Source organism: Kitasatospora sp. DSM 101779 (assembly GCF_025655475.1).
Taxonomy (GTDB): Bacteria; Actinomycetota; Actinomycetes; order Streptomycetales; family Streptomycetaceae; genus Kitasatospora.
In genome coordinates this window covers 503139-511713 of record NZ_JAHTIK010000001.1, presented here as the reverse complement: position 1 = coordinate 511713, position 8575 = coordinate 503139, and the positions used below count along the sequence as shown (strand labels likewise).

The following is an 8575-nucleotide window of genomic DNA, read 5'->3' as shown; positions in this document are numbered from 1 at the left end:
GGCCCCGCACAGCCCCGCCGCCGCGGCGGCCGCGGCCGCCCGACCCCCCGCGCCGGCCGGCGCCCGCTCACCCTCCACCGCACCGAGCAGCCACTCCTTGGCGTTCACCATGCCACCCCCGTCATCGTCGCAACCGGATCCGTACACCACTGTACGGATGTTCCGTACAGTACTGTACGGAACGTGGCCAAGGGGAGAGTCAGCAAGGACGACTGGACGATGGCGGCGCTGCGCGCACTCGCCGGCGGCGGGGTCGCCGCCGTGGCGGTCGACGTGCTCGCCAAGGAGCTGGGTGTCACCCGCGGCAGCTTCTACTGGCACTTCGACAGCCGGGAGGCGCTGCTCGTCGCCGCCCTGGAGACCTGGGAGCTGCGCGCGACCACCGAGGTCATCGTCGCCGTCCGCGCGGAGCCCGACCCCCGGGCCCGGGCCAGGGCGCTGTTCGCCGAGGCCCTCGGCAGCGAGGAGGTCGCCGGGCTCGAGCCCGCCCTCGTCGCGCAGACCGCCCACCCGGCCGTCGCCGCCGTGGTCACCCGGGTCACCCGTACCCGGCTCGCCTTCCTCGCCGAGGTCTTCACCGGCCTCGGCCACGACCCGCGGAGCGCCCGTCACCGCGCCCTGGCCGCCTACGCCGCCTACCTCGGCTGGCTGGAGCTGCGCCGCACGGCGCCGGATACGGCCCCCGAGGCCCGGCCCGGCGACCCGGAGGCGGCGGCCGCCCTCGACCACCTGGTCGCGATGATCCTCGCCCCTGCGGGCCCGGCCCGTCCCTGAGCGGACGCCGGGGCGGATCGCCGCGGGTCGGCCCGCGGAACCCGCTCGCACTGAGTGCGCGTCAGAGACTGTGCCGGCCCCGTGCGTTCGGGTGGGCCGCCCCGCGCGGGGGTCGCGGACGAGGTCATGAGGGGGACGCTGTGGCCGTTTGGATCTTCTTCTTCGCTTTGCTGCTGGCGCCCGTCGCCTACGGGCTTACCCGGGAGGTCGGCACCCTGCGGCGGGTGAAGGCCGCCGATCGGCTGATGCGGCTCCTCGGCGGCAGCCCCGGCTGGCGGACGATGGCACCCGGCGAGTTGTGGAACGGGTACGCCCCGCACTACCCCTGGCTGGACGTCCGGCGCGGCACCACCGTCGCGGGCCCGGGTCCGGACGGGCGCGCGGTCACCGTCGCCCGGTTCGTCCGCCTGGAACAGCGGCGCGGCCTGCACTGGCTGCTGTTCAGCTTCGAACTCCCGGCGCGCGTGCCGGTGATCAGGCTCGAGCGGGGCTGGAGCGCCGCCGCCATGGGCCTGCCGATCGTCGGGCCGGGGCTCTACCTCCCGATGTGCGCGGCCGGTACGGAGGCGATCGCCGAACTCCTGGAGCGCAGCGACCTGGTCGACCGCCTCGCCGCCCTGGGCGCACCGGCCGTCAGTCTCCAGCGGAACGAGGCGTGCTTCCTCTTCCACCCGCTGCCCGACCCCGCCGGGGTCGAGCGGTCCGTGGCCGCGCTCGCCGCCCTGCTCCCCGACCTGTGCCGGCTCGCCCGGGCGACCGAGGAGGTGGAGGCCCCCCGGGCTGCCGGCGGCGCCGACGACCACCGCGGCCCGGACGGCGCGCGCCGCTGACGCGCATCCCCGGTGCCGGAGTCCGTCCGCGATGAGCTAGGTTAGCCTTACCTAAATTCGTGCGGCTGGAGGGTGTCATGGGGCACGGCTGGGAGGGCGTCGTCCTCAGGTTGATGCGGGGCAGGGACTTCGAGTTCACGGTGACCGCCGTGGAGGAGGTCACCGACCACTACCGGAGGGTGCGGTTCACCGACGGCGGGATGCTCGCCGCGAGCGGCGTCCACCCGACGATGTGGGTGCGCGTCTGGTTCGACAATGCGGGGCGGCCGCACCAGCGCGCCTACACGCTCGTCGACCCCGACCCCGCCGCAGGAACGTTCAGCCTGGAGTTCGCGCTGCACGACGGCTGCGCCAGTGACTGGGCGCGGAAGGCGGCACCGGGCGACACCGTCCAGGCGACCGTCCAGGGCTCCGGCTTCACGGCGCCCGACCCGCTGCCCCGGCAGCTGTTCGTCATCGGCGACTCGGCCTCCGTCCCCGCCATCAACTCGCTGCTCACGGCACTGCCCGAGGTACCGGCCACGGTCTGGCTGGAGACCCAGCACGACTCGGACGAGCAACTGCCGCTGCGTGCCCACCCGGAGCGGCACAGCGTCCGGCGGCTGCCCCGCCGCGACGCCGGCGCCCACCTCGTCGCCGAGGTCCGGGAGACGCTGCCGGGGCTGCTCACCGACCCCGCGGGTGCCTACCTGTGGATCGCCTGCGACACCGCGACCACCCGCGCCCTCACCCAGTTCGCCCGCAGGGACCTGGCGCTGCCGAAGCAGCGCGTCAACTCCCTGGGCTACTGGCGGGCCTGAGAACCGTGGTGCCGGCGAGGGGCCGCCCCCGCCCGCACCACGCCGTCCGGCCCACTGCCCCCGCCGTCCCGAAGCCGTCCGACCGGAGGAGAAACCATGACCACCACCGTCCACGAGAGCGCCCCCGCCGCCGTCCACGAGCAGACCGTGCCCGGCTTCGGCACCGTCACCGTCCGCCCGCTGGACCCGTCCGGCGACTGCGCCCTGGTGCACGGCTGGGTGAACCAGGAGAGAGCGCGCTTCTGGGGCATGGTCGGCCACACCCGCGACATGGTCCGCCGGATCTACGCCTACGTCGACTCGCTCGACACGCACCACGCCTACATCGTGGAGCGGGACGGCAGGCCCGTCGCCCTCTTCCAGACCTACCGGCCCGAGCACGACCCCGTCGGCGAGTGCTACGACGTCCAGCCGGGCGACTTCGGCGTCCACCTGCTGATCGCGCCCGCCGACGGCGAGCCCGCCCCCGGCTTCACCGCGGGTCTGGTCACCGCCCTGATCGGCTTCGTCTTCGCCGACCCCGCCCGGCGGCGCGTCGTCGCCGAGCCCGACGCCCTCAACGACAAGTCGATAGCCCGCACGCTGCGCACCGGCTTCGAGCTCGGTCCGCAGATCGACCTGCCGCACAAGCGCGCCCAGCTGGTCTTCCTCACCCGTGAGAGCCTCGCGCGGACGCTCGCCGACCGGCCGTAGGGCGCCTGCGCGTCCCGCGGAAAAGGAGGTGCACCGACCGCGGGACGCCGCCTAGGGTCGGGCGGGTGAGCACCCGAGAATTCCGAATCACCGTCCGCGGCGTCTTCGACGGCCTGGACGAGGCGCAGCGCGCCGACCTCCTCGCGAACGCCGCCGAGCACGACGTCCTGCGCGCGGCCTTCACCGCCGAGGGGCACCTGAGCTACGACATCGCCGCTCGTACGGCCTTCACCTTCCGTTTCGCGGACACCGGCGAGGCCGAGGAGGACATCCTCGCCGCCACCGAGCGGGCCGAGAACGCCGCCGCGGCCTGGCTGACCGAGCGTGGCTACGGCTTCAAGAACCTCCGCTCCCAGGCCGAGGACCTCTCCCTGGCCGCCCTCGGAAAGCGCCGCCGCCGCGAGGCCGCCCGCGCGGTGTGACCCGCGGCGCGTCCGCGCCCGGAGCGCCGCCGTCCCCGCTCGGGGTTTCGGGGACGGCGGCGCCGGCCGGCTCCGGGGAGCCGTCGGCCGGGCCTACTTCTCCCAGCCGACCGAGGTGATGACGGTGTCGGCGAGGCTGCCCGCGCCGAAGTTGGCCAGCCCCTTGCGGACGGCGACGATGCTCGGCCGCTGGTAGAGCTCGACGGTGTGCCCGAGCTCCCAGATCCGGACGTCCGCCTGGTTGTAGAGCTCGGCCGCCTGCGCCGGGTCGAGCGTCGCCGCGGCCTTGCGCAGCAGCGAGTCGATCTCGGGCGTGCTCAGCTTGGAGTAGTTGCCGAACACGTTGTCGCCCTGCGGCGCACGGTAGATCGGCACTGTCCTGGAGAGCGGGAACGAGCCGGTGTTGCGCCAGCTCGCGAGGTCGAACCGGCCCTGGTTGATGTACTTGGAGAAGTACTCCTTGCTCGGCACCTTGTCGATCGACAGCTTGACCCCGACCTGCTGCAGCATGCTCTGCACCGCGGCCGCCAGGTCCGCCTGGGCCTGGGTGGAGCCGTCGCTCATCACGTAGTGCAGCTCCAGCGGGTGCCCGTCCTTGCCGCGGGTGCCGCCGGCGTCCTTCCAGCCGGCCTCGTCGAGCAGCTTGCCGGCCACCGCGGGGTCGTACTTCACCCAGTCGCCGGCGTTGGCCCGGTAGCCGCTCTGGTTGGTCATGAACAGGTGGCTGTCCAGCGGCTTGAACTCCACCGGCACGCCCTTGTTGGCGATCTTGATCAGTGAGGCCCGGTCCAGGGCCCGGCCGAGTGCCTGACGGACCTTCTGGTCGGCCAGTGCGCCGTTCCCGCCGAAGGATATGTGCACCTCGTCCCAGGGCGTTCCGGTGCGGATCGCCGCGTCCTTGGCGTCCTTGAGCTGGCCGTACGCGGTCGCGGTGCCGGCCGAGGCGTAGTCCACCTCGTTGTTGAGGAAGGCCTGGGTGATCGCGGCGGAGTCCATCACCCGGTAGGTGATCCGGTCCAGCTTGGGCTTCGGGCCCCACCACTTCGGGTTGGGCACCAGGGTGATGGTCTGCGCGGTCTTGTCGGCGTTCTGCAGCGTGAACGGGCCGCCGTAGACCGGCACCTTCTCGATCCAGCCCTCGTTGAACGCCTGCGGGGTGGAGATCCCGGACGCCGGCAGCAGCGGGTTGAACAGGCTCTGCCAGTCGGCGTACGGCTGGGCGAAGGTGACCTTCACCTCGCCGGGGGCGGCGCCCTGTTCGACGGCGGAGATCTGCTCGTAGCCGGAGGAGTCCGCGAGGTTGTAGGCCGGGTCCTTGCCGTTGGACGCCTGCCAGACGGCCTTGAAGTCCTGGTAGCCGATCGGCTTCCCGTCCGACCAGGCCGCCTTCGGGTTGAGCCGGTACGTCACCACCTGGGGCGAGGTGGAGGTGACCTCGGCCGACACCAGGTACTCGGGCACGGGCTGGTAGACGCCCTTGGCGTCCGAGCGGAAGAGCTTCGCCTCCAGGTAGCCCATGATCTCGACCGCGTCGCCGTACGTGCCGTCGACCTGGTACGGGTTCCACTGGGTGATCCACTGCTGGAGCGGCTCGCGCAGCTCGCCGCCGTCCTTGATCCGGTCCAGCGGCTGCGGGTTGTTGTCCTCGGCGCCCACGGTCGGCACCACCGTCTTGGCCGCGTCGTCCGCCGTGCCGTCGGCCGGACTGCTGCAGGCCGTGGCGGCCAGCGCCACGGCGAGGGCCGCGGCGGCGGCCCGGCCGAGTCTGCGGGTGGCGAGCGATGCGTCCATCGGGAAGTCCTCGGGGGTCTCGAAGAGTCGGGGGCGGCCGCCAGGTGTGGCGGCACTTGAACGTGGGCAGCCAAGTCGGTGCCGGCAGCCAGAACGTAACAGCCCATCAGCTCCGACGACAGGGGTTCATGCGCAGAACTGATCGAAACGAAACGCGGCGCAATCCGGTGGCAACATGCTGTCCGCACCCGTCTGATCGACTGTGACCAGCGTGTTCGCCCACTCGGCCGGACCGCACCGTGCGGCACGCCCTGGACGGACCGTCCGAGGTGCCGTACAACTGCTGCGCGAAACTGCGTCAAGAACCCTCCGAACGAAGGCGAACGACCATGTTCTCCAGGTGTGCGAACCACACCGGCGGTACGCCGTGACCCGCTATCTCGCGAAACGGCTCGGCTACTACGCCGTCCTCCTGGTCGCCGCCGTCTTCCTCGCGTACGCCCTCTCCTGCGCCGCACTCGGCCCCCGCGCCTACTTCGAGGCCAAGCAGCCCAGACCCTCCGCGGCCGCCGTCGACCGCCAGCTCACCGCGCTCAACATCAACGACCGCACCCCGGTCGTCGAACGCTTCGCCACCTGGGCCGACGGCCTGCTGCTCCACGCCGACCTCGGCCGCACCATCCACAACACCCCGGTCAACGAGGAGTTCGGCCGCCGGATCTGGGTCTCGCTGCGCCTCCTGCTGATCGGCAGCCTGCTCGGCATGCTGCTCGGCGTCGCCGGCGGAGCCTGGAGCGCCGTCCGCCAGTACCGGCTCTCCGACCGGGCGCTCACGCTGCTCTCCTTCGTGCTGCTCTCCACCCCGGTCTTCCTCGTCGCCCTGCTCCTCAAGAACGGCGCCATCGCCGCCAAGGACGCCGCCGGCCACGAGGTGATCCCCTTCACCGGGTACGAGACGCCCAATCTGGCCGGCGGACTCGGCGCCCACCTCGCCGACTGGGGCCTGCACCTGCTGCTGCCCACGCTCTCGCTCGCCCTCGGCGGCCTCGCCACCTACAGCCGCTACCAGCGCTCCACCATGCTCGACGTGCTCGGCTCCGACTATCTGCGCACCGCCGAGGCCAAGGGGCTCACCCGCAACCGCGCCCTGCTCAAGCACGGCCTGCGCACCGCCGTCATCCCGATGTCGACGATGTTCGCCTACAGCTTCCTCGGCATCTTCACCGGAGCCGCTTTCACCGAGACCATCTTCGGCTGGCACGGCATGGGCGAATGGTTCATCCAGGCCGTCAACGAACAGGACATCAACGCCGTCGTCGCGGTCAACCTGTTCGCCGCCGTCGTCGTGCTCGCCGCCGGCTTCCTCGCCGACGTCCTGCACGCCGCGCTCGACCCCCGGGTGAGGTACTGATGACCGCCACCGCCCTGCCCGAGACCGCCGCCCCCGCGCCGGCCGCGGACCGCGCCCCCGCCGGGCGGCTGCGCCTGGTCGCCGGCCGCCTGGCCGCCTCCCGCGGCGTCGTCGTCGGCGCCGCCGTGCTGCTGCTGCTCTTCCTGCTCGCCTTCCTCGGCCCGCACCTGACGCCCTGGGACTACGCCACCCCCCACTACGGGCAGATCCGCCGCCCGCCCTCCGCCGAGCACTGGTTCGGCACCAACGGCATCGGCCAGGACGTCTTCGCCCAGACCGTGCGCGGCCTGCAGAAGTCCCTGGTCATCGGACTGCTCGTGGCCGTGCTCTCCACCGGCCTCGCCTCCCTGGTCGGCGCCTGCGCCGGCTACTTCGGCGGCTGGACGGACCGGTTGCTGATGTTCCTCGTCGACCTGATGCTGATCTTCCCCGGCTTCCTGGTCATCGCCATCGTCTCGCCGCGACTGCGCGGCACCGGCTGGCTCGCCTTCGTCCTCCTGCTCGCCCTGTTCAACTGGATGATCACCGCCCGGGTGGTCCGCTCCATGACCAGGTCCCTGCGCGAGCGCGAATTCGTCGTCGCCGCACGGTTCATGGGCGTCGGTGCGTTCCGCATCATCTGGCGGCACGTCCTGCCCAACGTCTCCTCCTTCCTGATCATCGACGCCACCATCGCCGTCGGCGGCGCCGTGATGAGCGAGGCCGCGCTCTCCTACTTCGGCTTCGGCGTCCGCGCCCCCGACGTCTCCCTCGGCACCCTCCTCGCGGCCGGCACCGCGGACGCCCCCGTCTTCCCCTGGCTGTTCTACTTCGCCGCCGCCCTGCTCGTGCTCTTCGTCCTCGCCGTCAACCTGGTCGGCGACGGCCTGCGCGACGCCCTCGACCCCACCGCCGAAGTCGGCCGCCGCTCCGCCCGGCTCGCCCGCGCCGCCCGCACACCCGCCGGGGGAGCGCCGGCCGACGGGCCCACCGACGACGACCCCGGCACGCCCGCCGCCCGAACCCGCCGGAGCACCACGTGACCCCCGCCCTCCTCACCGTCCGGGACCTCACCGTCGACTTCGGCACGGCCCCGGCCGTCCGCGGCATCGACCTCGACCTGCACCGCGGCGAAACCCTCGGCATCGTCGGCGAATCCGGCTCCGGCAAGTCCGTCACCGCGCTCGCCGTCCTCGGCCTGCTGCCCGGCACCGCCCGGGTCGGCGGGTCCGTCCGGCTCGAAGGCCGCGAACTCGTCGGCCTGCCCGCCCGCGACCTCGCCGCCGTCCGCGGCCGTCGGATCGCCATGGTCTTCCAGGACCCGCTCTCCGCCTTCACCCCCGTCTACCGGATCGGCGACCAGATCGCCGAGGCCGTCCGCATCCACCAGGCCGTCGACCGCGCCACCGCCCGCAAACGCGCCGCCGACCTGCTCGACCTCGTCGGCATCCCCGCCCCCGACCGCGCCCTCGACAGCTTCCCGCACGAGTTCTCCGGCGGCATGCGGCAGCGCGCCATGATCGCCATGGCGATCGCCAACGACCCCGACATCCTGCTCGCCGACGAACCCACCACCGCCCTCGACGTCACCATCCAGGCCCAGGTCCTGGACGTGCTGCGGACCGCCCAGCGCGAGACCGGCGCCGCCCTCGTCCTCGTCAGCCACGACCTCGGCGTCATCGCCGGCAGCGCCGACCGGGTCGCCGTCATGTACGCCGGACGGATCGCCGAGACCGCCCCGGTCGACGACCTGTTCGCCGCACCCCGCCACCCCTACACCCTCGGCCTGATCGGCGCGGTGCCCCGCCTCGACGGCCGCGGCGGCCCGCTGGTGCCGATCCCCGGACGCCCGCCCGCACCCGGCGAACTCGGCCGCGGCTGCCCGTTCGCCCCCCGCTGCCCGCTCGCCGAGGACCGCTGCCGCACCGCCGAACC

The 8575-nt window shown here is 72.9% G+C and carries 9 protein-coding genes; 8 read left to right on the top strand and 1 reads right to left on the bottom strand.

Annotation, left to right across the window (positions count from 1 at the left end):
• The first annotated feature begins 183 nt into the window (after nt 1–183).
• The 5 genes from KSNIM_RS02370 to KSNIM_RS02350 all read left to right on the top strand — a co-directional run bounded on the left by KSNIM_RS02370 (nt 184) and on the right by KSNIM_RS02350 (nt 3519).
• Nucleotides 184–774: a TetR/AcrR family transcriptional regulator gene (locus KSNIM_RS02370; RefSeq protein ID WP_263101521.1), complete on the top strand. Its 591-nt coding sequence runs from the start codon at nt 184–186 to the stop codon at nt 772–774.
• Nucleotides 775–914: 140 nt separating this feature from the next.
• On the top strand, nt 915–1604 hold the full coding sequence (locus tag KSNIM_RS02365) for a hypothetical protein (protein WP_263101520.1): 690 nt from the start codon (nt 915–917) through the stop codon (nt 1602–1604).
• 77 nt (nt 1605–1681) lie between these two features.
• Nucleotides 1682–2404, top strand: coding sequence for a siderophore-interacting protein (locus tag KSNIM_RS02360; RefSeq protein WP_263101519.1), 723 nt, complete (start codon nt 1682–1684; stop codon nt 2402–2404).
• 96 nt (nt 2405–2500) lie between these two features.
• Nucleotides 2501–3097: a GNAT family N-acetyltransferase gene (locus tag KSNIM_RS02355; protein WP_263101518.1), complete on the top strand. Its 597-nt coding sequence runs from the start codon at nt 2501–2503 to the stop codon at nt 3095–3097.
• A 65-nt stretch (nt 3098–3162) separates the two neighbouring features.
• Nucleotides 3163–3519, top strand: coding sequence for a DUF6204 family protein (locus KSNIM_RS02350; RefSeq protein WP_263101517.1), 357 nt, complete (start codon nt 3163–3165; stop codon nt 3517–3519).
• Nucleotides 3520–3612: 93 nt separating this feature from the next.
• Here KSNIM_RS02350 and KSNIM_RS02345 read toward each other — a convergent pair whose 3' ends face one another.
• Nucleotides 3613–5310, bottom strand: coding sequence for an ABC transporter family substrate-binding protein (locus KSNIM_RS02345; protein WP_263101516.1), 1698 nt, complete (start codon nt 5308–5310; stop codon nt 3613–3615).
• A 367-nt stretch (nt 5311–5677) separates the two neighbouring features.
• On the opposite strand from KSNIM_RS02345, the gene KSNIM_RS02340 reads away from it, so the two are divergent.
• From KSNIM_RS02340 to KSNIM_RS02330, 3 genes are all read left to right on the top strand, one after another.
• Nucleotides 5678–6661, top strand: coding sequence for an ABC transporter permease (locus KSNIM_RS02340; RefSeq protein ID WP_263101515.1), 984 nt, complete (start codon nt 5678–5680; stop codon nt 6659–6661).
• On the top strand, nt 6661–7683 hold the full coding sequence (locus KSNIM_RS02335; RefSeq protein WP_263101514.1) for an ABC transporter permease: 1023 nt from the start codon (nt 6661–6663) through the stop codon (nt 7681–7683). The genes KSNIM_RS02340 and KSNIM_RS02335 overlap by 1 nt, the downstream gene beginning before the upstream one ends.
• Nucleotides 7680–8575: ABC transporter ATP-binding protein (locus tag KSNIM_RS02330; protein ID WP_263107801.1), on the top strand; the 896-nt coding region annotated here is incomplete at its 3' end. The genes KSNIM_RS02335 and KSNIM_RS02330, both read left to right, overlap by 4 nt.

Excerpts from the sequence above, each read along its gene's own strand:
- KSNIM_RS02360 (WP_263101519.1), top strand. The coding sequence starts at position 1,682 with ATGGGGCACGGCTGGGAGGGCGTCGTCCTCAGGTTGATGCGGGGCAGG.
- KSNIM_RS02355 (WP_263101518.1), top strand. The coding sequence starts at position 2,501 with ATGACCACCACCGTCCACGAGAGCGCCCCCGCCGCCGTCCACGAGCAG.
- KSNIM_RS02345 (WP_263101516.1), bottom strand. The coding sequence starts at position 5,310 with ATGGACGCATCGCTCGCCACCCGCAGACTCGGCCGGGCCGCCGCCGCG.
- KSNIM_RS02335 (WP_263101514.1), top strand. The coding sequence starts at position 6,661 with ATGACCGCCACCGCCCTGCCCGAGACCGCCGCCCCCGCGCCGGCCGCG.